This is a genomic window from Streptomyces sp. MGP-P1 (assembly GCF_057766565.1).
On sequence record NZ_JBYMEM010000007.1, the window covers coordinates 1438627 to 1460984 of the forward strand.

The window sequence follows — 22358 nt, forward strand, 5'->3', positions numbered from 1 at the left end:
GGTGAGCGAGCAGACGGAACAACGAGCGGCGCGGCAGGCACAGCACGTCGTGATCGTCGGGGCGGGCATGGCGGGCGTCCAGAGCGCCGTGGCCCTGCGCGAGGCGGGCTTCACCGGGCCCGTCACCCTGATCGGCGCCGAACCCCACCAGCCCTACGACCGGCCGCCGTTGTCCAAGGCCGTCCTGCTGGGCAAGGCCGAGGACTCCGCCTTCGACGTCGACTTCGAGGCGTTGGACATCACCCTGCGCCTCGGCCTGGACGTCACCGCCCTGCGCGCCGCCGACCATGTGCTGGACACCGCCGACGGGCCCGTCTCCTACGACGCCCTGGTCCTCGCGACCGGCGCGGAGCCCATGACCCTGCCCGGCGCCGAGGGCGTGCCCGGCGTCCACCTGCTGCGTACCCTCGACGACGCCGCCCGGCTGCGGCCCGTCCTGGACCGGCAGCACGACGTGGTCGTCGTCGGGGCGGGCTGGATCGGCGCGGAGTTCGCCACCGCGGCCCGCGCCGCGGGCTGCGCCGTCACCGTCGTCGAGGCCGCCGCCCGCCCGCTCGCGGGCACCCTGCCCGCCGAGGTGGCCGCCCCGATGACCGCCTGGTACGCCGACAGCGGCGCCGAACTCCTCACCGGGACCCGGGTCGACCGCGTCGAGGAGGGGGCCGTCGCCCTCGACGACGGCCGGGTCCTGCCCGCCGGGGCCGTGGTCGTCGGCATCGGCGCGCGCCCCGCCACCCGCTGGCTCGCCGGCTCCGGGGTCGCGCTCGGCCCGGACGGCTCGGTCACCGCCGACAGCGCGCTGCGCACCTCGGTGCCCGATGTGTACGCGGTCGGGGACTGCGCCTCCTTCCCCTCGGCCCGCTACGGGACACGTCTGCTGGTCCACCACTGGGACAACGCCCTCCAGGGCCCACGCACCGCGGCCGCCGCGATCATGGCCGTACAGGACGGGGAACCGCTCCCCGTCTACGACCCCGTCCCGTACTTCTGGTCCGAGCAGTTCGGCCGCTTCGTCCAGTACGCCGGCCACCACGCGGACGCCGACACCCTGGTGTGGCGCGGCGACGGGGCGGACGCGGCCTGGTCGGTGTGCTGGCTGCGCGACGGCGCGCTGGTGGCCGTGCTCGCCGTGGGCCGCCCGCGCGACCTCGCCCAGGGCCGCAGGCTCATCGAGTCGGGGGCCGCCCTCGACCCGGAGAAGGTGGCCGACCCCGCCGTACCGCTGAAGTCCGCCGCCCTGTGACAGGCCGGTGAGCAGCCGGGCCGCCCCCGTACGGTCGGCCCGGCTACCGGCTGTCAGTCCGGGATGGCACGCTTGTCCCTGTGACCGAGATTGACGCAAAGACCGATGCTCTCGTCCCCGCCTGGCTCCACCTTCCCGACATCGCGGAAATGCTCGATGTCCAGGTGACGCGCGTACGGCAGCTGGTCAGGGATGGCCAGCTCATCGCCGTACGCCGTGGTGAGAACCGGGCGCTCCAGGTGCCCGCCGCCTTCATCGACGGCGACAAGGTGGTCAAGGGCCTCTCCGGCACCCTGACCCTCCTGAGGGACGACGGCTATTCCGACCAAGAGATGCTGGAGTGGCTCTTCACTCCCGACCCGACCCTGCCCGGCACCCCCGCGCAGGCGCTGAGCGAGAATCGCGGTACGGAGGTGAAGCGCCGCGCCCAGGCGCTCGCCGTCTGACCGACACGACAGGAAGCGGAGCACGGGCCGCCCGGCGCGGCCCGTGCACCGTCACGACCACGGGGGAGCCCACCCATGCCCACGCCTCGCGAGCAGCTGTCCGACGCCCGGCTCTACCTGTGCACGGACGCCCGCAAGCGCCAGGGTGACCTCCCCGCCTTCCTGGACGCGGTGCTCGCCGCCGGCGTCGACATCGTCCAGCTCCGGGACAAGGGCATGGAGGCCGCCGAGGAGCTGGAGCACCTCGCCGTGTTCGCCGACGCCTGCCACCGGCACGGCAAGCTCCTCGCGGTGAACGACCGCGCCGACGTCGCCCACGCCATCGGCGCCGACGTGCTCCACCTCGGCCAGGGCGACCTCCCGGTCCCCGCCGCCCGGGCGGTCATCGGCGCCGACCGCCTGATCGGCCGCTCCACGCACGCCGAGACCGAGGTCGACGCGGCGCTCGCCCAGGACGCTGTGGACTACTTCTGCACCGGCCCCTGCTGGCCCACCCCCACCAAGCCCGGCCGCCACGCCCCCGGCCTCGACCTCGTGCGCTACACCGCCTCCCTCGGCGGGTCACGTCCCTGGTTCGCGATCGGCGGGATCGACGCGGGCAATCTGGACCAGGTGCTGGACGCCGGAGCCCGCCGTGTCGTCGTCGTCCGGGCCATCACCGAGGCCGACGATCCCGCCGCCGCCACCGCCGAGCTGGCGCGACGCGTCAGGGACCGCGCGCTCTGATCCTCTGCGCGCCGACCATCGGCCGATCAGCGCGCCGATCAGCGCGCCGATCAGCGCGCCGACCTGCGCGCCGATCGTCGCGCCGACCCGCGCGTCGGCGGCCGGCGTACCGGCTCATCTGTCGGCTTGCGCGCCGATGCGGATCATCTCGGGCATGTGTCCGAGGGATGGACAACAGTCCGGCAAAACGAGACAAAGTCGGTTGCTCCGGTTGGGGGAGCACCCGCCCCCTGGTTAACCTCCCCCTATGGCCCTTGGCACACCCTCCACCAGGACGGATCACGCACTCACCGTGCGTGACCTGCTGGCGACCGGCAAGACGTCGTACTCCTTCGAGTTCTGGGCGCCCAAGACGGAGAAGGGCGAGCGGAACCTCTGGAACGCGCTGCGGCGCGTCGAGGCGGTCCGTCCCAGCTTCGTCTCCGTGACGTACGGCGCCGGCGGTTCCACCCGCGCCGGGACGGTCCGGGCCACCCAGCAGATCGCCGCCGACTCCACCCTCACCCCGGTCGCCCACCTCACCGCGGTGAACCACTCCGTCGCCGAGCTGCGCAACATGGTCGGGCAGTACGCCGACGCGGGCATCAGGAACATTCTCGCGGTCCGAGGCGACCCGCCGGGCGACCCGATGGGCGAGTGGGTCGAGCATCCGCAGGGGGTGAAGTACGCCGCTGACCTGGTCCGTCTCATCAAGGAGTCGGGCGACTTCTGCGTCGGCGTGGCGGCATTTCCCGAGATGCACCCCCGGTCGTCCGACTGGGAGACGGACATCGGCCATTTCGTGGACAAGTGCCGGGCGGGCGCGGATTATGCGATCACCCAGATGTTCTTCCGCCCGGAGGACTATCTCCGGATGCGTGACCGTGTGGTCGCCGCGGGTTGCGAGACACCGGTGATCCCCGAGGTCATGCCGCTCACCAGCGTGAAGCAACTGGAAAAGTTCTCCCAGCTCAGCAACGCGACCGTGCCCGCGTCGTTGAAAGAGCGCATCCTCGCAGCCAAGGACGATCCAGCCGCTGTACGCTCCATTGGCATCGAGTTCGCAACGGAGTTCTGCGCGAAGCTGCTGTCCGAGGGTGTGCCCGGACTGCACTTCATCACGCTCAACAACTCGACGGCTACGCTCGAAATCTACGAAAAACTCGGACTGCACAAGCAGTCGTGACCGGTCGTACCCGCCGCCGACGCGGCTACGGCCGAAGGAGGGGGCGGGCGTGGGCTGGACGGTCCTCTACATCGCTTTCGGTCTGGTGGCCCTGTGGCTGCTCGGCGAGGTGCTGTTGCAGTACAAGGCACGACTGCGCTGGCGGCTCCTCGCCTTCGGCGGCTTCCTCGGCGTGGTGGTCGGCGTGCTGCTGGCCTCCGTTCCGGTCATCGTCGTCGGGACACTGGCCTTCGCCACCGGCCAGACCTTCGTGACGCTGTCCTTCCGGCGCGGCTTCTCCACCGGCTGGGCCATAGGCGGCACTCCGGGGGAGAGCCGTCGCCGCAGGGGCGGCGGCGAGGGCGCCGCCGTGAAGGAGCCCACGCTGGAGGTCTCGGACCTGGAGGTCACGGGACCCGGGTACGACCAGCCCCCGGCCGGCCCGCCCGCCCGGTCCGTCTACGAACCGCAGCCCCTGCCCGACGACACCGGCCAGTACGGCGTGTACGGGAACACGGGCTACGACGCGAACGGCAGCGCCCGCCAGGACCACGGCCACGAGGCCGACCCCTCGGCCCAGCCGCAGTACGCCGCCTACGACCCGTACACCGGCTACGAACAGCCCCCGGCCCAGGACCCCTACGCCGGGACCTACGACTACGGCACCGACCCGCAGAGCTACGCCGCCTACTCCGACCCGTACATCGGCACCACCAACGGATCCCCCTCCTACGGCGATCACGACGCCTACGGCCAGGGCGGCGACGGTTACGACAGCCAGGGCGGGCAGCAGAGCCACCCCGACCCCTACGCCCAGGGCTACGTCGCCGACACCCCGCCCGGCGGCGTCTGGGTCCCGCAGCAGCGCGACACCGAGCAGTACCCCCCGATGCCGCCGGAGCAGCCCGCGACGCCCGCTCCGTACGTCAACGGCTACGACACCGGCCAGAACGAGCAGCACCGCTACTGAGGCCGTGCCGCTGCCGGGTGAAGGACCCATCGGCAGCGGCACACGCGCGGCGCCCTCCCGCTCAGCGTGAGCCGCGGAAGTCGTCGCCCTCCACTACCAGCCCGGCCACCAGCGCCCCCGACATCCCGGCGTGGGCCGGCCCGCCGCCCGGGTGCGACCAGCCGCCGACGAGATACAGCCCCGGCAGCCGCGTGAGGTTGCCCGGGTGCAGATACGCGCCACCGGCCCCGGCCAGCGCGGGCGGCGGCACCGCACCGCCCTCGGCCCCCGTCCCGTCCTCGGTCTCCGCGGGCGTGCGGACCTCGGTGTGCAGGATCCGCTCCCGCAGCCCGGGAACGGCCGCCGCCGCCCGTTCCACCAGGACCTCGGCGAACCGCTGCCGCACCCCGGCGTCCCGCCAGTCGACCGGCCCCTGCGGAGCCACCGTCGCGGTGAGCGTCACCGCCTCGTGCTCCGCGTCCGGACGGGTCGCCGGATCGTCGGGGCGCAGCACCGTCACCGTGGGGCTCCCCGCGACCCGCCCCCCGAACACGGCCTCCTGCTCCGCCGCCCCGCCGGCGCTGTGCACCACGGTCCGGTGCACCGCGTCCGCCTCCCGGGCCCCGCGCAGCGACAGCAGCACCGTGAACCGGCCCGCCGCGCCCGCGCCGGAGCCCGGCCGGACCGTCACATCGCCTCCGCCCCGGGTCTGCTGACCCGGCACCAGACCCGGGCGCGGCCGCACCCCGAGCACCACCCGGTCCGCCTCGGCCACCTCACCGCCCGCCAGCTCCACACCCGCCGCCCGGCCGTCCTTCTCGACGACCCGGACCACCTCGGCCCCGAAGACGAACCGCACCCTGCGGGCCACGCACCGCTCGTACACCGCCCGCGCCAGCTCGCGCATCCCGCCCATCACGTACCAGCTGCCGAAGGTCTGCTCCATGTAGGGCAGCAGCGCGGCGCTCGCGGGGGCGGTGCGCGGGTCGAGGCCGTGGGACAGCGCGTACCCGTCGAGCAGGGCGGCGAGCCGGGCGTCCGCCAGCTCCCACGCGCCGATCTCCGCGACCGTGGCCGCCTGCCGGGAACCGCGCAGCAGGCGGCGCTGCCGCACCGCCGGATAGGGATCGCGTCCCAGCACCTGGTGGTCCGCCCGCAGGGGCTCCTCCAGGAGCGGCCGCCGCGACCGGTCCCAGGCGTCCCGGGCCCGGTCCATGAAGTCGCTCCAGCGTGCCCCGGCACCCGTACCGAGGGCGTCGTCGAGAGCGGTGGCCACCCCGGCCCGGGAGGCGTTGGGCAGGGACACGGCCGTGCCGTCCGCGAAGAGATGGCGGCTCGCCGGATCGACCTGCGTCAGGGTCACGGACCGCTCCAGCGACTCCTTGCCGGTCTTCACGAAGAGGTCCCGCTGGACGGCGGGGAGATGCAGCAGCCCGGGCCCGGTGTCGAAGACGAAGCCCTCGTGCTCATGGCGACCGACCGAGCCGCCGTAACTCGCGGACCGCTCGTAGACCGTCACCGTCTCGCCCGCCACGGCGAGCCGGGCGGCCGCCGCCATCGCGCCCGTCCCGGCGCCGATCACCGCAATTCGTGCCATGCCGGTGACTTTATCGACCGGCGTCGACAGCTCAGCCGGGAGGCCGGGGTCCGCCCGCGCCGGCCAGGCTCTTCTCCTCGCGGCCCTGGGCTCAGCCGCTGGTGAACACCAGGGGGACGACCGCCACGCGGGCGATCGTGACGACCCCGCGCGGGACCCGGCTGGGGCTCGGCGGGGGGCCCTGAGTATCCGTACTCAGGGGCGGAGATGAGTAGCTACGCGGATAGGCCCCCACCTGCGGGGACGGCAGAGTGATGACCACGGAAGGGGCGCTGCGCCAGGACCGCCGGCACGGGGCGGCGGAACGGTGCGGTTCCCCCGACGCAACGGGGGTGCACGACGGGGATCCGGGGACCACGGGGGACATACGGGGTCACGGGGAACGGGTTTCCGGAGGCACGGAAGACGCCGGTCCGGTGAGGTTCGCGGGGGATGCGAACGTCAGCGGCCGGCGTCTTCGTCTTTCCCGGTACGTTTCCGGACCCGGACCCGGACCCGGACCCGGACCCGGACCCGGACCCGGACCCGGACCCGGACCCGGACCCGGACCCGGACCCGGACCCGGACCCGGACCCGGACCCGGACCCGGACCCGGACGGCCGAAACGCCCAGGACCCGGTGTGCCCGGCCGGCCTCAGTGCCCGCTGACCCGCCCGTGCAGCAGCAGGGACAGCGCCGAGTGGACCTCGTCGATCGAGCGCTCCGGCTGGAACGCCTGCCAGTCCAGCGCGGCCACCAGCACCATTCCGACCAGCGCGGCGGCCGTCAGCGGGATGTCGATCTCCTCGCTCAGCTCACCGCTGCTCACCGCCTCCCGCAGCACGTCCTCGACGACCGCGACGGCCTCCTGACGTACCACCAGCAGCGTGGACTGCCAGGCGCGGTTGGTGCGCCAGAGCTCGGCCACGTACAGCTGGGTGAAGGCCGGGTAGCGGTCGATGAAGGCGAGCCCGGCCCGGATCATCGCGTCCAGCGCCTCGACCCGGGTGCCGCCGCGCTCCTCGGACTCCTCGGCGGCGGCCCGCAGCGAGGCCGTCAGCAGCCCCACGCCGTGCCGGAGCAGCTCCTCGAACAGCTCGGTCTTGCTCTTGAAGTTGTAATAGACCGTGCCCTTGGCGACCCCGGCCCGCTCGGCGATCTCGTCGACGGTGGTCGCCGAGAACCCCTTCTCGGCGATGAGCGTCACCGCCGCCTCGTAGAGCCTCTGCCGGGTGGCCTGGCGGCGCGTGGTGCCACTGCTTTCCATGACGCCGATTCTTTCAGGCCCCGCCGCGCTCGCGGGCGCTGCTCCTGGCGCGCTCACAGGCTCAGCTCCGGGTGCAGCCGGCTCAGGCTCCACACCTGCTTGCGGCGGGCGGTGAAGGCGGTCAGGGCCAGCGCGCCGACGGTGAAGGCCCCCAGCACGGCGCAGGCCAGCCACACCGGGCCGAGAGGGCCGCCCGTGATCAGCCTGCGCAGCCCCTCGACGACGTACGTCATGGGGAGGTACGGGTGGATCGCGCCGAAGAAGCCGGGGCTGGTCTGGACGGGGTACGTGCCCCCGGCCGAGGTCAGCTGGAGCATCAGCACCACCAGCACCAGGATCCGCCCGGCCGCCCCGAAGCAGGCGTTCAGCCACTGCACGATCGCGGCGAAGCAGCAGGTCACCAGAGCCAGGAAGCCGATCGTTCCCGCGGCGTGGGCCATCTGGAGGCCGAGGCCCCAGTGCAGGACGGCCATCAGGGCGCCGACCTGGAGCGTGCCGATGGCGGCGACCGGGAGCCAGCCGGCGAGCGCGATCCGCCACGAGGAGGCCCCGGCGGCGAGCGCCCGCTTGTTGAGCGGCTGGATCAGCATGTACGCCACCATCGCGCCGACCCACAGGGACAGCGGGATGAAGTACGGGGCGAAGCCGGTGCCGTAATTGGGTGCCTCGTGCAGCGACTTGGAGGCCAGCTGGACGGGGTCGGCCATGACGTCGGTCCGCGCGTCGCGGTCCTTCTTGTCGTAGTCCGGGATCCTGTCGACGCCGTCGTTGAGGCCCCGGGCCAGCTCGGTCGAGCCGTCGCCGAGCCGGAAGAGCCCGCCGTCCAGGTTCTCCGCGCCGGTCTTCAGCCTGCCGACGCCGGTGTCCAGATCGCTGGAGCCGGTCCGCGCGCCGCCGAGCCCGGTGTGCAGCGACTGCGCGCCCTTGGCGACCTTCCGGGCGCCGGTGTTCAGCTCATTGACCTTGGCCACGGCCGACGCCAGGTCGTCGTCCAGCGTCGGCGCGCGCTTCGCGAGGTCGTCGGCCTGCCTCTGGAAGGCGGTCAGCTGGGTGCTCAGCTTCTTCAGGTCACCGTTCTGGTTCGCGACCAGGGTGTTCACGTCGGTGGCCATCTTGGCGACGTCGACGGCCGCGACCTTCGCGCGCTCCAGCGGCGGGCAGACCGCGGTGTCGGGCTCCTCGGCCTCCTCGCAACGGGTGCGGTGGATCTCGGTCAGCTCGCCGGCCGCCTCCTCGGCGCCGGCGGCGGCGGTGGGCGCGCTCTTCACCAGCAGGTCCAGGTTGTGCCGTACGGCCCCGGAGGTGTCGGCGACCAGCCGGGCCGTGTCGCGGATGGACTTCCCGTTGTCCCGGAAGAAGGGGCGCACGTCATCGGCGATCCCGTTGACCTTGTCGGCCAGGACCTGGGTGCCTCCGGCGACCTGGGCGGAGCCCGTGGTGAGATCCCGCGAGCCCTGGTTCAGCTTGACGAGGCCGTCGGAGAGCTTCTTGCTGCCCGCCTTGGAGTCCTTGAGACCGTCCGCGAGGTCCTTGGAACCCTGCTTCGCCTTCGAGATGCCGCCCTTGAGGTCGTCGGCGCCCTTGGCCGCCTCGGCGGTCTTGTCGTGCAGATCGGAGAAGTTGATGAAGATGCGGTCGAGGAAGGACCGGGAGGCGTTCGTGGATGCGGCGTCGCGCACCTCTCCGAAGACCGTCCTGGAGATCTGCCCGACGATGTAGTTGTTCGCGTCGTTCGTCCGCACCTGGAGCGCGCCGGTCTCGGGGGAGTCCCCGCCGCTGGACGCGATCTTCTCGCTGAAGTCCGACGGCATCGTCAGCGAGAGGTAGTACGTACCGTCCTCGACGCCCTTCTCGGCCTCGGCGGGGCTTACCTCCTGCCAGTCGAACACCTTGGAGTCGAGCAGCTTCCCGCTGATCTCGTCCCCGGCCGCGATGCGCTTCCCGTCACTGGTGGCCCCCTTGTCGTCGTTGACCAGGGCGACGGGCAGCTTGTCGAGTTTCCCGTACGGGTCCCAGAAGGAGTACAGGTACAGGGCGCCGTAGAGCAGGGGCAGGAGCAGCAGGGCCACCAGCGCGGCGGCCGGCAGCCTCCCCCGCCCGAACCGCTTCAACTCAAGCGCGGCCAGCTTCGGCGATCGCATCGGCCGTCTCCTCATCGGTGGTGGGTTCCTCGGCGACGGGCCCGGTACGCACGACCTGGGTGTTCTCGGGGGCCTCGCTGCACACGGCGAGCACGGTCGTCCCGGCGTCGGCCACGGCGCGCAACAGCTCCCAGGCCCGGTCGCGTTCGGCGTCCGAGAGCTTGAGATCGGTGTCATCGACGGCGAGCAGCCGCGGCTCGCCGATCAGCGCCAGTGCTATGGACAGCCGCAGCGCCTCAAGACGCTCCAGATCCCGTACGGAGGTGCGCCCCGCCTTGGGCAGCGTGGCGAGGTCGAGGCCCGCGGCCCCGAGTGCCGCGTCGACCCGGGCCCGGGCCGCTGCCCGGCGTTCGGCGCGCGGGCGCAGCAGGGTGCGCAGGGAGGCGCCGTAGCGGCCCTGGAGGAGGGCGCGCTCGCCCAGGTGCTCGGCGACGGTGAAGGCGGGGTCCAGCTCGCTGACGCCCGGGACGGGCCCCAGGGCGGCGATCCGGCGGACGGCGGCGGCCTGCTCGGGCAGTCGCAGTCCGCCGGTCTCGGCGCGGCCCCCCGTGGGGCGCATCCGGCCGGTCAGGGCGAGCAGCAGGCAGGTGCGGCCCGATCCCGACGGTCCCTCGATGGCCACCAGCGTTCCTGGCTCGGCACTGAACGTCACGTTCCGGAAGACCCGGCCGCGCGGTCCTTCCAGTCCGAAGTCCTCGGCGGCGACAGCCGCGCCGTGCGGGCTCTCCACAGACCCTCCCCTTTTAAACTGACCGGTCAGTGCAAAAAAGTAGCCCGAACGTGCGCTCGAAGCAAAACGGCAGGTCAGGGGCGTACCGAGGTCGATTGTCAGTGGGGCCCGTCACCATGGACACAGACGGCCACGAAGCCGTCACACGACGACAGGAGGTTCGTCATGGCCAGCTCGTCCGCAGCCGCCGCCCCGCGGCGCCGCGCAGGCAGCCCTGCCCCCTCACTGACCGGCCCGGCCGGCGATGTCCACCCCGTGCTGCGCCGCAGCACGGCGCCGCCCGCCGCTCTCGAACTGCTCGCCAAGGCCCGCTCCGGCCTCGACGAGGCCGCCGTGCTCCACGAGCCGAACGAGCGGTACGCCACCGCGCACCTCGCCGCCCTGCGCACCGCGGCGGCCGTGCTGGCCGCCCGAGGCCGCCCCGAGACGAACAAGCGCCGCCGCGAACGCATCCGCAGCGCCTGGGAGGTCCTCCCGGAGATAGCACCGGAACTGACCGAATGGAGCGCCCTCTTCGCCTCGGGAGCCCTGCGCCGGGCCCGTGCGGAGGCCGGCATGCCGGGAGCCGCCACCGGGCGCGACGCCGACGACCTGCTGCGCGACGCGGCCATGTTCCTGCGCCTGGTGGAACGGCTCCTGGTCCTTCAGCCGGTGCTCCCGCAACCACGCCCGGAGCGGCCGGGCGGCGGGTGACCCGAGGCGAGGCAATAGGGTGGTGACCGCTCACCGCACCACCCGCACTGTTCACGCTCCGCCGTCCCCGGCGGCACGTTGCCGAGGAGTCATCTGCCGTGTCGGACCAGCCGCGCCCCCGCGCCTCCCTCCGTACCGCCGTGGTCTGGGAGGTCCTCAAGGACGCTCTGGACCGACAGGTCAAGGCGACCGGCAGGGACGCCCTGGATGTTCTGGACACCGGCGGCGGCACCGGCAACTTCGCCGTGCCCGCGGCCCGGCTCGGCCACCGGGTCACCGTCGTCGACCCCAGTCCCAACGCGCTCTTCGCGCTGGAGCGCCGCGCGGCCGAGGCCGGGGTCGCCGACCGGGTCCGGGGAGTCCAGGGCGACATCCTCGGGCTGTTCGACGTCGTGGAGCGCGACGGCTTCGACGCGGTGCTCTGCCACGGCGTCCTGGAGTACGTCGACGAGCCCGCCGAGGGCGTGCGCAACGCGGTCGAGGCGCTGCGGCCCTCCGGTGCGCTCAGCCTGCTGGCCGCCGGCCTGGGCGGAGCCGTCCTGGCCCGCGCGCTCGCCGGTCATTTCACGGAGGCCCGCCAGGCGCTCACCGACCCGGCGGGCCGTTGGGGCGAGGGGGACCCGGTGCCCCGCAGGTTCACCGCCGAGCAGCTCTCCGACCTGGTCTCATCGGCCGGTCTGGAGATCGCCGCGGTGCACGGGGTCCGGGTCTTCGCCGACCTCGTGCCGGGCGTCCTGGTGGACACCGAGCCCGGCGCCATGGAGGCGCTCCTCAAGCTCGAAGCGGCGGTCGCCGAGCAGCCCGCGTTCCACTCCGTCGCCACCCAGCTCCACGTTCTGGGCGAGAAGCGCCGCTGATCAGCAACGCAAGCGCGGACGGAGTGGGACTCAGGACCCCCGTACCGGGCGTACGCCCCGTATGATCGGGTGACACCATCCGGCATGACGGATCGGTCGTCGGGGAATCTACGCCTCAACAGCCGAGCCGACACAGCGGTCCGGACTGGCTGAGCGCTAGAGGGCGGGTTTCACGGGGGCGAATCCCTGCCTATCCTGGAAGGGCCGCATACCGGTCGCCCCCGCGGCCGACGACGAGGAGGATCCCGTGCCGCTCTCGGAGCACGAGCAGCGCATGCTCGAGCAGATGGAGCGAGCGCTGTACGCCGAAGATCCCAAGTTCGCGACAGCGCTCGAGGGAAGCGGACTGCGTACGTACACCCGGAAAAGGGTCTATCAGGCGGTCGCTGGCTTCCTGGTGGGTATCGCGCTCCTCATGGCCGGAATGGTCGCCCAGCAGATCTGGATCAGCGTGGTGGGGTTCCTCGTCATGCTCGGCTGTGCCGTGCTCGCGGTCACCGGATGGCGCAAGGCGCCCAAGCCCGGTGAGCAACAGCCGGCTGCCGCGGGCAGCGGGGACAGCGGCGCAAGCCGCCGACCGAGACAACGCCGGTCGATGATGAACCGCATCGAGCAGCGGTGGCAGCGCCGCCGCGACGAACAGGGCCAGTAGACGCCCCGGTCCTGCTCTTCTCCACAGGACCGGGCGAAGGCGTGTGACACCGATGGGTGAGGGGCGGCCGCATTCTCTACGGCCGCCCCTCGGCCGTTGCCCGACAGCGCGCCACGTGAGCCCATGCCCACGGTGCCCCTTGCCCGACCGCACCGCCGGCAGGGGCGCCGCTGCCCACCCGACGGCGCCGAGCCTCCGGTCCCGGACCCTGCCAGGGCCGGGACCGGAGGCTCCGTCGTGCCGCGCCCCCTACCGCCTCAGCCGTGCTGACGTGTGAGGCGGCGCAGCCGGGCCGTCCAGCGACCGGCTCCCGGGCGCCCCGCCCATCGCTCCGCGAGGGCCGACCGGCGCTCGGTGAGGGCCCACACCACCCGGACGGACGATCGGGGCAGGAGCGTCGCCCGCAGCCGGGTGGAGCGGTCGGCCGATGCCCGCAGAGCCGCCCGTACCGCCTGCGCGTCCTCGGTCAGCCCCGACGCGGGGCGCGGTTCGGCGGCGTACAGCACCTGCTCCACCGAGCCCGCGATCCGGTGCACCGCCTCGGCCGCGGTGGTGTCGAGGCGGCCCAGCCGCACGATCCTGGCCGCCGCCTTCCGGGGCGTCAGCGACCCGTCCGGCGCGATGCCGTGGTCCCAGGCCACATCGGTGAGCTCCCGCCAGACAGCCAGCGTGCGCGCGGCGGCGTCCGCGGGCGTGCGGCCCCCGGAGCCCAGCCGGCGATTCCGCGTCCGGATCCGCCACAGCAGCGGCGACAACATCAGCGCCGCCACCAGCAGGACCGCCGCGTGGACCACCAGCAGCACCTTCCAGAGCGGAGTGCCCCGGTCGGTCGGCAGCGCGGCTCCCGGCTCCTGCGAGGGACCGCACCCGCCTTCCTGACGCAACTGCGGCGGGCAGCTGTCCTCGGCGGAGGGCGCCGAGGACGGCTCGTCGGAGGTGTCCGCCGAGGGCTCGGCGGCGTCGCTCGCACGGTCCGTGGGGACCTCGGGGCGGGTCCACGAGGGCGTGCTGCCCCGGCTCGGGGTGGGCTCGAACCGGGTCCACCCGACTCCCTCGAAATACAGCTCGGGCCAGGCGTGCGCGTCGCGCAGCCCGACCGACATCGCCCCGTCCCCCTGCACGGTCCCCGGGGTGAAGCCCACCGCCACCCGGGCCGGGATACCCAGCGTCCGCGCCATCGCGGCCATCGAGAAGGAGAAGTGGACGCAGAAGCCCTCCTTGTCGCGGAGGAACCGGGCGATGGCGGACGAACCCGTCCCCGAGGTGACCGTCGTGTCGTACGTGAAGCCGCCGTCGGACGCGAACCAGTCCTGGAGTCCCACGGCCTGCTCGTAGGCGTTGGACGCGCCTTCGGTGACCTGCTCGGCGGTCTCGGCGACCACCTTCGGCAGGGAGCCGGGAACCTGGGTGTACTCGCGGACCAGCTCCGGGGGCGGGGAGCCCGCGGCCGCGAGCTGGTCCGCCGTGGGTTCGACGACCAGACTGCCGACCTCGTAATTCGCGCCGCGCGTGGTCTGCCCGTCGTCGCCCACCAGGGTGCGGCCCTCGGGCTCGTACCGCCAGCGACCGCCGACGCGGACCTCGCTGGCCGGGTAGGGGAGCGGCAGATAGGTCTGCTGGTAGGAGCGCGATGCGGAGATGTTCGTCCGGACCTCGGTGACGGAGACGTCCCTGCCGAGACCGGTGGGCTGCGGGAGGCGGTCGGGAACGTCCGTCAGCCGGCGGGTGGAGGAACGCCACTCGCTGCCGTTGAACTCGTCCAGGGCCAGGATCCGGAGGTAGAGACTCTGCGGGTCCTCGATGTTGCTGCGGTACGTCATCACCTCCCGGTTGTCCGGCTGGTTGAGGTTGTTCTGCAGCGAGACCAGCGGATTCACCGCGGAGATGGTGCCGCCGCCGCTGCCCCTGCCGTTCCCCGGTCCGTCGCCGCCCAGCAGGCCGCTGTCCAGGGCGGGCAGGGCCAGGGGGGCCGCCAGGGCGATGCCGAGCGCGAACACGCCGATCCGCCGCCCGGTCCGGACGGGGGAGGAGCCGCCGCTCACCCCGGCCAGCCCGTCGGCCAGACCGCCCGAACTCCGGGTGGCGCCACCGAAGACGCGGCCCCACTGGGAGAGCCGGTCCCGGCCCTCCGCCAGCAGGAGCAGCAGATAGCCGGAGGCGGCCAGCAGGAACCACAGCCAGCTCGCCTCGCCGTCGGAGAGACCGGCCGCGACCGAATACAGGGCGAGGAGGGGCAGTCCGGCGGGGGCCGCGCTGCGGAAGGTCACCGCCAGGGCGTCCACGGCGAGACCGATCAGGAGCACCCCGCCGACCACCATCAGCTTGATGCCGTCGGTCATCGGGGCCGGGATGGCGTACGTGCCGACGTCCTCTCCGCCCGCCACGAGCAGCTCACCGAGGCGCATGAGGGCCCCCGGCCCCGGCACCACCCCGAACAGGGCGTGGTCCCGGACGAACACCAGCGTCAGCAGCAGCAGGGTGACCAGCGTCTGGACGCCGATGGTCAGCGTCCTCGCCAGCGGCGCCCGGCGCGCGAGGGCGCCCACCCCGCTCTGGACGCCGAGCAGCACCGCCGCCTGCACCAGCCAGCCGACCCCCTCCACGAGCGGGATCAGCGCCCCCGCCGCCAGCAGAGTCGCCGCATAGGCGCACAGCGCCAGCCTGGCCCGCCCGCTCATGACCATCTCCCCGTGAAACCTGTCGCGCCGCCGCTCGTGGCCGACGGCGAATCCGTGCGCATCCCGCCCGCCAGCTGCCACAGCGCGGGTAGTTCGGCCCCCGGCTCCACGGGCACCGCTGTCCAGCCCGACTCGCGCAGCCGCCGCAGCCGCTCCTCGGCCCGTCCCACGCCGTCCTCGTCGCCGGCCCAGGCGGCGCTGTCGAGGACGAAGGCGACCCCCGCCCCGGCCCGCTGCCGCATCCGGGCCGCGACCGCGGCCTGTTCCTCGTCCAGATCGCCGAAGAAGGCGATGAGCAGTCCCTCGTTGCCGCCGCGCAGCACGTCATGGGCGCGCGAGAGGCCCCCGCCGTCGGAGTGGCCGACCACCGCGAGCGTGTCGAGCATCAGGCCCGCCGAGTCCGCGGACTCCTGGGTCGAGCCCGCGTAACCGCCGGACCCCTCGCCGGGCACCGCGTTCCCGTCGTCCGTGAGCAGCCGTACGGCGAAGCCGCGCTCCAGCATGTGCACGAGCGCCGAGGCCGCCCCGGAGACCGCCCATTCGAAGGCGGAGTCGGGCCCGGCGCCCTGGTAGCCGATCCCCCGGGTGTCCAGCAGGACCGTGCACCTGGCCCGCTGCGGCTGTTCCTCACGGCGCACCATCAGCTCGCCGTGGCGGGCGGTGAGGCGCCAGTGGACCCGGCGCAGATCGTCGCCGTGCCGGTAGCCGCGCGGAATGATGTCGTCCTCACCGGCCAGCGCGAGGGACCGCTGCCGCCCGTCGCCGTATCCGGAGGCCTCGCCCGCCAGCCGCAGTACGGGCAGCGGCACCGTGCGCGGGATGACGACGAGGGTGTCGTACGCGCTGAAGGAGCGGGTCAGCTCGCACATCCCGAACGGGTCGCTGAGCCGCAGCTGCAACGGGCCCAGCGGATAGCGTCCGCGCAGGTCGGAGCGGACCCGGTAGGACACCTCGCGCCGACCGCCCGCCTCCACCCGGTCCAGGACGAAGCGGGGGCGCGGGCCGAGGACGTACGGAACACGGTCCTGGAGCATCAGCAGTCCGGTGGGCAGCCGGGAGACGTTCTCCATCCGCAGGTGTACCCGGGCCTCCGCGCCCGCGGGCACGCGCGACGGTGAGAGCCGCCGGGTGCCCGTCACCCGGTAGCGGGTGCGGTAGAGCACGGTCACGCAGACCAGGGGCAGCACGGCCAGCAGCAGCCCGACCCGCAGCAGATCGCCCTGGCCCAGGACGTACGCGCAGACGGCGGCGGCGAGACCGGCGGCCAGGAACGAGCGTCCCCGGGTGGTCAGTCCGCCCAGGGCCGCACGGAGGCCGCCCTTCCGGTCGCCGTCCTCCACGGCGCCGGGCTCGCCGGCCGCCATCACAGCCGCCGTGCCCCGGGCTGCTGCTGGTGGTACAGCGGGCGGCCCGGCTCCTGCCCGACGGGCGCGGGCGGCGCGGTGCCGCCGGCCGAGGTCGGCACGGGGATGCGCTGGATGATCTCCAGGACCACCTGCTCCGCCGTGCGGCGGTTCAGCTGGGCCTGGGCGGTGGGCAGCAGCCGGTGCGCGAGCACCGGCGTGGCCAGTGCCTGCACGTCGTCCGGCAGGGCGTAGTCGCGCCCGCTGAGCGCGGCGGACGCCTTCGCGGCGCGCAGCAGGTGCAGCGTCGCGCGCGGGGAGGCGCCGAGTCTGAGATCGGGATGGCTCCGGGTGGCCCCGACGAGCTCCACGGCGTAGCGCCGCACGGCGTCGGCGACATGCACCGTACGGACGGCGTCGATCAGCTTCACGATGTCGTGGGCGTGGGCCACCGGCTGGAGGTCGTCCAGCGGGGAGACGCCCCCGTGCACGTCGAGCATCTGGAGCTCGGCCTCCGGGCTCGGGTAGCCGATGGAGACCCGGGCCATGAAGCGGTCGCGCTGGGCCTCGGGCAGCGGGTAGGTGCCCTCCATCTCGACCGGGTTCTGGGTGGCCACCACCATGAAGGGATCGGGCAGCTCGTAGGAGTGCCCGTCGATGGTGACCTGGCGCTCCTCCATCGACTCCAGCAGCGCCGACTGCGTCTTCGGCGAGGCGCGGTTGATCTCGTCGCCGATCACGATCTGGGCGAAGATCGCGCCCGGCTTGAACTCGAACTCCCGCCGCTGCTGGTCGAAGATCGACACACCGGTGATGTCCGAGGGCAGCAGGTCCGGGGTGAACTGGATCCGTCGCACCGAACAGTCGATGGACCGCGCCAGCGCCTTGGCCAGCATGGTCTTGCCGACACCGGGGACGTCCTCGATGAGGAGGTGCCCCTCGGCGAGGAGCACCGTCAGCGATAGCCGTACGACCTCGGGCTTGCCCTCGATCACACCCTCCACCGACCTGCGTACCCGCTCTGCTGTGGTGGTCAGATCCGCGAGGCTCGCTCGATCGTCATAGGTCGTCACCCGGCCCTCCTCGGCCCTTTTGCGCAGGGGCCGTCGCGCGTACCCGCGCGGCCCACCCCGAAAAAATCGGACACTCCGCCGGAAGGCCCGGGGATGTCACACCCGCATTCTTGTTGCCGTTACCGCTTCGTGTCACTCGCCTGTGGATAAGTGGGTGTGAAATGTCAGCGTCTGTCGTGATTTCGGCACCGCGAGCCGCAGTGAGTGAGTGCGTGAGCTGCGGCGGAGGGCCGGGAGAGCGAGGTGAGCGCGTTCAGGAAACGGAGTGGATCTCGCGCAGCAGGCCGGTGGTCACGTCGAAGACGAACCCGCGCACGTCGTCGGTGTGGAGCAGGAACGGCGAGGTGCGCACCCGCTGCATCGACTGGCGCACGTCCTGGTCGGCGTCCGTGTAGGCCTCCACCGCCCAGACCGGACGCTGGCCCACCTCGCGCTCCAGCTCCTGCCGGAAGTCCTCGGTGAGGGACTCCAGGCCGCAGTTGGTGTGGTGGATGAGGACCACGCTGCGGGTGCCGAGCGCCCGCTGGCTGATGGTCAGTGAGCGGATCACGTCGTCGGTGACCACGCCGCCCGCGTTACGGATGGTGTGGCAGTCGCCGAGCTCCAGACCGAGCGCCGCGTGCAGGTCGAGACGGGCGTCCATGCAGGCGACCACGGCCACCTGGAGGACGGGGCGCGCGTCCATGCCCGGATCGCGGAAGTCCTTCGCGTACCCGGCGTTCAGTGCGACGAGCCGGTCGGTGACCTGGCCCCCCTCGCGGACCGCCGCAGCGGTGGACGTCACGGACTCGGCGGGGGAGTGAGCAGAAGTCGACATGGATACGACGTTAGCCTTCCCGTCTGGCCCGGGCGTGCTGTGAGGGCGGACAAAAAACGTCAACTCGGCTTGTTGTGAGCTAACCCACAGGACTCGCGGGGGTGCACCCGTTCGGGTGGGTTCGCCGCATCCGGACGGGTGGCGCGACTCGCTGCCCGGTTCGTTGATCGTGAATCGATCGAATGGCAGGGTGGACTAAAGTAACGCGAAGTCACCGACCACCGCCGTACCCACTGCCCCATCGCACCCCCTGCACCTCCTGCATATTCCGTATTTCCCCCGAGATGTGCGGCGTACGTGCGACCCGGCCCTCTCCCGCTCTCGGTCGGTCGACGCCCCTTCCCCGGCGCCGGCTGACCTCCCCTTCAGAGCGGGCGGGGACCAGGACGTACGTGCCGGCCGCGCGGGACAGAGCCTGAGAGGGCGCCTTGAGCCAGACCCGACACGTCCCCGTGATGCTCCAGAGGTGTCTGGACCTGTTGGCCCCGGCTCTCCAGGACCCGGCCCACCCGGAACCCGTGGTCGTCGACTGCACCCTCGGCCTCGGCGGTCACAGCGAGGCGCTGCTCGCCTCCTTCCCCACCGCCCGGCTGATCGCCCTGGACCGCGACAAGGAGGCGCTCCGCCTCTCCGGTGAACGGCTCGCCCCCTACGGCGACCGCGCCACCCTCGTCCACGCGGTCTACGACGAACTCCCCGAGGTCCTCGCGCGGCTCGGGATCCCCAAGGTCCAGGGCGTGCTGTTCGACCTCGGCGTCTCCTCCATGCAACTGGACGAGGCCGACCGCGGGTTCGCGTACGCCCAGGACGCCCCGCTGGACATGCGGATGGACCAGAGCACCGGCATGGGCGCCGCCGAGGTGCTCAACACCTATCCGCCCGGCGAACTGGTCCGGATCCTGCGCGCGTACGGCGAGGAGAAGCAGGCCAAGCGGATCGTCTCCGCCGTCGTCCGCGAGCGCGAGAAGGAGCCGTTCAGCAACAGCGCCCGGCTCGTCGAGCTGATCCGCGACGCGCTGCCGCAGGCCGCCAAGCGCACCGGCGGCAACCCCGCGAAGCGGACCTTCCAGGCCCTGCGCATCGAGGTCAACGGTGAGCTGAGCGTCCTGGAGCGGGCCATTCCGGCCGCCGTCCAGTGCCTCGACGTCGGCGGCCGCATCGCCGTGCTGTCCTACCACTCGCTGGAGGACCGGCTGGTCAAGCAGGTCTTCGCGGCGGGCGCCGCCAACACCGCGCCCCCCGGCCTGCCCGTCGTCCCCGAGCGCTACCAGCCCCGGCTGAAGCAGCTCACCCGGGGCGCCGAGCTGCCAGGCGAGGAGGAGGTCGCCGAGAACCGGCGCGCCGCCCCCGCCCGGCTGCGCGGCGCCCAGCGCATCCGCGCGGAGGAGCGATGAGCACCCGGCGGCGCCCGACGCGAAGCGGCCGCCCGGCGCCGGGCGGCAGGGGAGCCGTGCGGTGAGCAAACCGGCCGCACCGCTGAAGGGGCGGGCCGCGCGGCTCGCCCGGCTGATGCCGTCCACCGGGCCCAACACCGCGGCCCGCACCCCCTTCGTGCTGCTGGTCGTCCTGCTCCTGGGCAGCGGGCTCATCACCCTGCTCCTGCTGAACTCCGCGCTCAACGAAGGATCGTTCAGGCTCAGCGAGCTGAAGCGGGACACCACCGAGCTCACCGACGAGCAGCAGGCGCTCCAGCGTGACGTCGACAGCCGTTCCCAGCCCGACGCCCTGGAACGCCGGGCCCGGGAGCTGGGCATGGTCCCCGGCGGCAGCCCCGCCTTCCTGAACCCCGACGGCACGGTCCGCGGCAACCCCACCGAGGCCACCGCCCCGCCGTCGCCGAGCCCCGGCCCCACGCCGAGCCCCAGCGTCCCGGCCGACGCCGGGACCCCCGCCGCCGGAGCCCCGGCCGTGCCCTCCGGCTTCGCTTCAACCTCCGGATCCGCCCCCGCGACCGAGCCCTACCCCGCAACCGCCCCCGCGGCGGAGAGCACCCCGCCCCCGACGAGCCCCGGCAGGTGACGCAGTGCCGCCCAAGGAACCGCCGCGCCGGCGCGTACCCGGCCCGGCCCGCCCCCGTAGCGGGGGATCAGGATCCGGCCGCTCCGGCGCGCGCCCACCGGCCCGCCGACCCCGTTCCGCCCCGGGGCGCACCACCGCGCGCGCAGGCGCACAGCGCTCCCTGCGCCTCGGCAGCCCCCGCCCCCGGCTGCGGCTCGTCAGCCTCGGGCTGACGCTGGTCATGCTGGCCTTCGTGGCCCGCCTGCTCCAGGTCCAGGCCGTCGACGCCAGCGCGTACGCGGCCAAGGCGGAGAAGAACCGCTACCTGGAGTACACGGTCGCCGCCGAGCGCGGCGAGATCACCGACCGCAAGGGCGTCGCGCTCGCCACCAGCGTGGACGCGCACAACATCACGGCCGACCCGAAGATGTTCACGCCCGAGGACAGCAAGGCCCCCGACGCGCCCCAGCAGGCGGCGGCCCTGCTCGCCCCGATCCTCGGCAAGGACGTCGACGAGCTCGTCAAGAAGCTGTCGGCGCCCAAGTCCCGCTACACCGTCCTCGCCTACCGGCAGACCCCCCAGGTCTGGAAGCAGATCAAGGACCTCAAGTCCGTCTTCGCCGAGAAGGCGTACGAGAACAAGCTGAAGGGTGGTCCGGGAGCCGACGTCCTGGCCGGCGTCCTCCAGGTGCCCACCACCAAGCGCGTCTACCCCAACGGGGATCTCGCCGCCGGGATACTGGGATTCGTCAGCGCCGACGGCAAGGGCGGCGGCGGCCTCGAATCGCAGCTCGACAAGGAACTCGCGGGCGAGGACGGCATGATCCGCTACGCCCAGGCCGGCGGCCGTCGGGTCCCCACCGCGGGCAGCAGCGAGATCCCGGCCGTGCCCGGCTCCGACATCGAGCTGACCATCGACCGCGACATCCAGTGGGCCGCCCAGAAGGCCATCAGCGACCAGGTCGAGAAGTCCAAGGCCGACCGCGGCTACGTCATCGTGCAGAACACGCGGACCGGCGAGCTGTTGGCCATGGCCAACGCCCCCGGCTACGACCCCAACGACCTCTCCCAGGCGACCTCCGCCTCTCTCGGCAACGCCGCCCTCCAGGACGTGTACGAGCCCGGCTCCACCAGCAAGGTCATGTCCATGGCCGCCGTACTGGAGGAGAAGGCCGCCACACCCGGCACCCACGTCACCGTCCCCAACCGGTTGCACCGCGGCGACCGGCTCTTCAAGGACGACGTGGACCACCCCACCTGGTACCTCACGCTCAACGGGGTCCTCGCCAAATCCAGCAACATCGGCACCATCCTGGCGACGGGTCAGCTCGGCAGGACCCAGGCGGAGTCCAACCAGGTCCTCTACTCCTACCTGCGCAAGTTCGGCCTCGGCTCCAAGACCGGGCTCGGCTACCCCGGGGAGTCGCCGGGACTGCTGGCCCACCCCAAGGACTGGTCGACCTCGCAGCAGTACACGATCCCCTTCGGCCAGGGCCTCTCGCTCAACGCCGTCCAGGCCGCCTCGGTCTACTCCACCATCGCCAACGGCGGCGTACGGATCGCCCCCACCCTCGTACGCGGCGCCAAGGGCTCCGACGGGCGCTTCACGGCCGCCGAGGCACCCGAGGAGAACCGGGTGGTCAGCGAGAAGACCGCCAAGACCCTGGCGACGATGCTGGAGTCCGTCGTCGACGACCGGGAAGGGACCGGCACCAAGGCCGCCATCCCCGGCTACCGGGTCGCGGGCAAGACCGGCACTGCCAACCGCGTCGACCCCGTCCGCGGCGTCTACAAGGGCTACACCGCCTCCTTCGCGGGTTTCGCCCCTGCCGACAACCCACAGGTCACCGTCTACTGCGCGATCCAGAACCCCACCAAGGGCAGCTACTTCGGCGGCCAGATCTGCGGCCCGATCTACAAGCAGGTCATGGAGTTCGCGCTCAAGACGCTCCAGACCCCACCGTCCGGCAGCGAGCCGCCCCGGCTGCCGGTGTCCTTCACACCCGGCGAGTGAACACGGGGGTG

At 72.9% G+C, this 22358-nt stretch carries 20 protein-coding genes; 12 read left to right on the forward strand and 8 right to left on the reverse strand.

All coding sequences use genetic code 11. The features are described from left to right. Position 1: 1 nt before the first annotated feature. The 5 genes from AC3CH1_RS27945 to AC3CH1_RS27965 all read left to right on the forward strand — a co-directional run bounded on the left by AC3CH1_RS27945 (position 2) and on the right by AC3CH1_RS27965 (position 4529). Positions 2-1243: an NAD(P)/FAD-dependent oxidoreductase gene (locus tag AC3CH1_RS27945; protein WP_488465436.1), complete on the forward strand. Its 1242-nt coding sequence runs from the start codon at positions 2-4 to the stop codon at positions 1241-1243. An 80-nt stretch (positions 1244-1323) separates the two neighbouring features. Continuing rightward, a complete protein-coding gene (locus AC3CH1_RS27950) occupies positions 1324-1689 on the forward strand; it encodes an Rv2175c family DNA-binding protein (RefSeq protein ID WP_488465437.1) in 366 nt (121 codons plus the stop codon). A gap of 75 nt (positions 1690-1764) precedes the next feature. Then, complete coding sequence (gene thiE, locus AC3CH1_RS27955; protein ID WP_488465438.1) at positions 1765-2415, forward strand: thiamine phosphate synthase; 651 nt, start codon at positions 1765-1767, stop codon at positions 2413-2415. Positions 2416-2662: 247 nt separating this feature from the next. After that, a complete protein-coding gene (gene metF, locus AC3CH1_RS27960) occupies positions 2663-3580 on the forward strand; it encodes a methylenetetrahydrofolate reductase [NAD(P)H] (protein ID WP_488465439.1) in 918 nt (305 codons plus the stop codon). Positions 3581-3629: 49 nt separating this feature from the next. Further along, positions 3630-4529 (forward strand): hypothetical protein, encoded by a 900-nt coding sequence (locus AC3CH1_RS27965; protein WP_488465440.1) that lies wholly within the window; start codon positions 3630-3632, stop codon positions 4527-4529. A 61-nt stretch (positions 4530-4590) separates the two neighbouring features. Here AC3CH1_RS27965 and AC3CH1_RS27970 read toward each other — a convergent pair whose 3' ends face one another. Further along, positions 4591-6105 (reverse strand): phytoene desaturase family protein, encoded by a 1515-nt coding sequence (locus tag AC3CH1_RS27970; protein WP_488465441.1) that lies wholly within the window; start codon positions 6103-6105, stop codon positions 4591-4593. Positions 6106-6537: 432 nt separating this feature from the next. Here AC3CH1_RS27970 and AC3CH1_RS27975 point away from each other — a divergent pair, with 432 nt between their 5' ends. Next, positions 6538-6753 carry a hypothetical protein gene (locus AC3CH1_RS27975; protein WP_488465442.1) on the forward strand — a complete coding sequence of 72 codons (216 nt, stop codon included), beginning with the start codon at positions 6538-6540 and terminating at the stop codon, positions 6751-6753. Here the strand turns inward: AC3CH1_RS27975 and AC3CH1_RS27980 are convergent. From AC3CH1_RS27980 to AC3CH1_RS27990, 3 genes are read right to left on the reverse strand one after another with little or no spacing between them, the layout of a single operon-like run. Beyond that, positions 6740-7351 carry a TetR/AcrR family transcriptional regulator gene (locus tag AC3CH1_RS27980; RefSeq protein WP_488465443.1) on the reverse strand — a complete coding sequence of 204 codons (612 nt, stop codon included), beginning with the start codon at positions 7349-7351 and terminating at the stop codon, positions 6740-6742. The genes AC3CH1_RS27975 and AC3CH1_RS27980 overlap by 14 nt on opposite strands. Before the next feature lie 53 nt (positions 7352-7404). Then, entirely contained in the window at positions 7405-9492 is a 2088-nt protein-coding gene (locus tag AC3CH1_RS27985; RefSeq protein ID WP_488465444.1) for a YhgE/Pip family protein, read from the reverse strand. Then, positions 9464-10222 (reverse strand): ATP-binding cassette domain-containing protein, encoded by a 759-nt coding sequence (locus AC3CH1_RS27990; RefSeq protein WP_488465445.1) that lies wholly within the window; start codon positions 10220-10222, stop codon positions 9464-9466. Before AC3CH1_RS27990 ends, AC3CH1_RS27985 begins: the two co-directional genes overlap by 29 nt. A gap of 165 nt (positions 10223-10387) precedes the next feature. Here AC3CH1_RS27990 and AC3CH1_RS27995 point away from each other — a divergent pair, with 165 nt between their 5' ends. The 3 genes from AC3CH1_RS27995 (at position 10388) to AC3CH1_RS28005 (ending at position 12424) form a co-directional block, all read left to right on the forward strand. Next, positions 10388-10915, forward strand: a complete 528-nt coding sequence (locus AC3CH1_RS27995) for an SAV_6107 family HEPN domain-containing protein (protein ID WP_215104536.1) — start codon at positions 10388-10390, stop codon at positions 10913-10915. A gap of 98 nt (positions 10916-11013) precedes the next feature. Next, positions 11014-11772 (forward strand): methyltransferase, encoded by a 759-nt coding sequence (locus AC3CH1_RS28000; RefSeq protein WP_488465446.1) that lies wholly within the window; start codon positions 11014-11016, stop codon positions 11770-11772. 247 nt (positions 11773-12019) lie between these two features. Beyond that, positions 12020-12424: a DUF3040 domain-containing protein gene (locus tag AC3CH1_RS28005; RefSeq protein ID WP_050358051.1), complete on the forward strand. Its 405-nt coding sequence runs from the start codon at positions 12020-12022 to the stop codon at positions 12422-12424. A gap of 257 nt (positions 12425-12681) precedes the next feature. Here AC3CH1_RS28005 and AC3CH1_RS28010 read toward each other — a convergent pair whose 3' ends face one another. The 4 genes from AC3CH1_RS28010 to AC3CH1_RS28025 all read right to left on the reverse strand — a co-directional run bounded on the left by AC3CH1_RS28010 (position 12682) and on the right by AC3CH1_RS28025 (position 18335). Beyond that, positions 12682-15102, reverse strand: a complete 2421-nt coding sequence (locus AC3CH1_RS28010; RefSeq protein WP_488465447.1) for a transglutaminase TgpA family protein — start codon at positions 15100-15102, stop codon at positions 12682-12684. Continuing rightward, positions 15099-16466: a DUF58 domain-containing protein gene (locus tag AC3CH1_RS28015; protein WP_488465448.1), complete on the reverse strand. Its 1368-nt coding sequence runs from the start codon at positions 16464-16466 to the stop codon at positions 15099-15101. The genes AC3CH1_RS28010 and AC3CH1_RS28015 overlap by 4 nt, the downstream gene beginning before the upstream one ends. Then, positions 16466-17518: an AAA family ATPase gene (locus tag AC3CH1_RS28020; RefSeq protein WP_488465449.1), complete on the reverse strand. Its 1053-nt coding sequence runs from the start codon at positions 17516-17518 to the stop codon at positions 16466-16468. The genes AC3CH1_RS28015 and AC3CH1_RS28020 overlap by 1 nt, the downstream gene beginning before the upstream one ends. A gap of 253 nt (positions 17519-17771) precedes the next feature. Next, positions 17772-18335: a beta-class carbonic anhydrase gene (locus AC3CH1_RS28025; protein WP_361867353.1), complete on the reverse strand. Its 564-nt coding sequence runs from the start codon at positions 18333-18335 to the stop codon at positions 17772-17774. A 428-nt stretch (positions 18336-18763) separates the two neighbouring features. Between AC3CH1_RS28025 and rsmH the strand changes: the two genes are divergently transcribed. The 3 genes from rsmH to AC3CH1_RS28040 all read left to right on the forward strand — a co-directional run bounded on the left by rsmH (position 18764) and on the right by AC3CH1_RS28040 (position 22347). Then, complete coding sequence (gene rsmH / locus AC3CH1_RS28030) at positions 18764-19729, forward strand: 16S rRNA (cytosine(1402)-N(4))-methyltransferase RsmH (protein ID WP_488465450.1); 966 nt, start codon at positions 18764-18766, stop codon at positions 19727-19729. Positions 19730-19790: 61 nt separating this feature from the next. Then, on the forward strand, positions 19791-20354 hold the full coding sequence (gene ftsL / locus AC3CH1_RS28035; RefSeq protein WP_488465451.1) for a cell division protein FtsL: 564 nt from the start codon (positions 19791-19793) through the stop codon (positions 20352-20354). Between the two features lie 4 nt (positions 20355-20358). Next, a complete protein-coding gene (locus AC3CH1_RS28040; RefSeq protein WP_488465452.1) occupies positions 20359-22347 on the forward strand; it encodes a peptidoglycan D,D-transpeptidase FtsI family protein in 1989 nt (662 codons plus the stop codon). Positions 22348-22358: the final 11 nt, after the last annotated feature.

Bases quoted from the DNA above. Each gene is read 5' to 3' on its own strand.
- AC3CH1_RS27970 (WP_488465441.1), bottom strand. From the start codon at position 6,105: ATGGCACGAATTGCGGTGATCGGCGCCGGGACGGGCGCGATGGCGGCG.
- metF (WP_488465439.1), top strand. From the start codon at position 2,663: ATGGCCCTTGGCACACCCTCCACCAGGACGGATCACGCACTCACCGTG.
- AC3CH1_RS27975 (WP_488465442.1), top strand. From the start codon at position 6,538: ATGCGAACGTCAGCGGCCGGCGTCTTCGTCTTTCCCGGTACGTTTCCG.
- AC3CH1_RS28015 (WP_488465448.1), bottom strand. From the start codon at position 16,466: ATGGCGGCCGGCGAGCCCGGCGCCGTGGAGGACGGCGACCGGAAGGGC.
- AC3CH1_RS27980 (WP_488465443.1), bottom strand. From the start codon at position 7,351: ATGGAAAGCAGTGGCACCACGCGCCGCCAGGCCACCCGGCAGAGGCTC.
- AC3CH1_RS28010 (WP_488465447.1), bottom strand. From the start codon at position 15,102: ATGAGCGGGCGGGCCAGGCTGGCGCTGTGCGCCTATGCGGCGACTCTG.
- AC3CH1_RS28025 (WP_361867353.1), bottom strand. From the start codon at position 18,335: ATGTCGACTTCTGCTCACTCCCCCGCCGAGTCCGTGACGTCCACCGCT.
- thiE (WP_488465438.1), top strand. From the start codon at position 1,765: ATGCCCACGCCTCGCGAGCAGCTGTCCGACGCCCGGCTCTACCTGTGC.
- AC3CH1_RS27985 (WP_488465444.1), bottom strand. From the start codon at position 9,492: ATGCGATCGCCGAAGCTGGCCGCGCTTGAGTTGAAGCGGTTCGGGCGG.
- AC3CH1_RS27995 (WP_215104536.1), top strand. From the start codon at position 10,388: ATGGCCAGCTCGTCCGCAGCCGCCGCCCCGCGGCGCCGCGCAGGCAGC.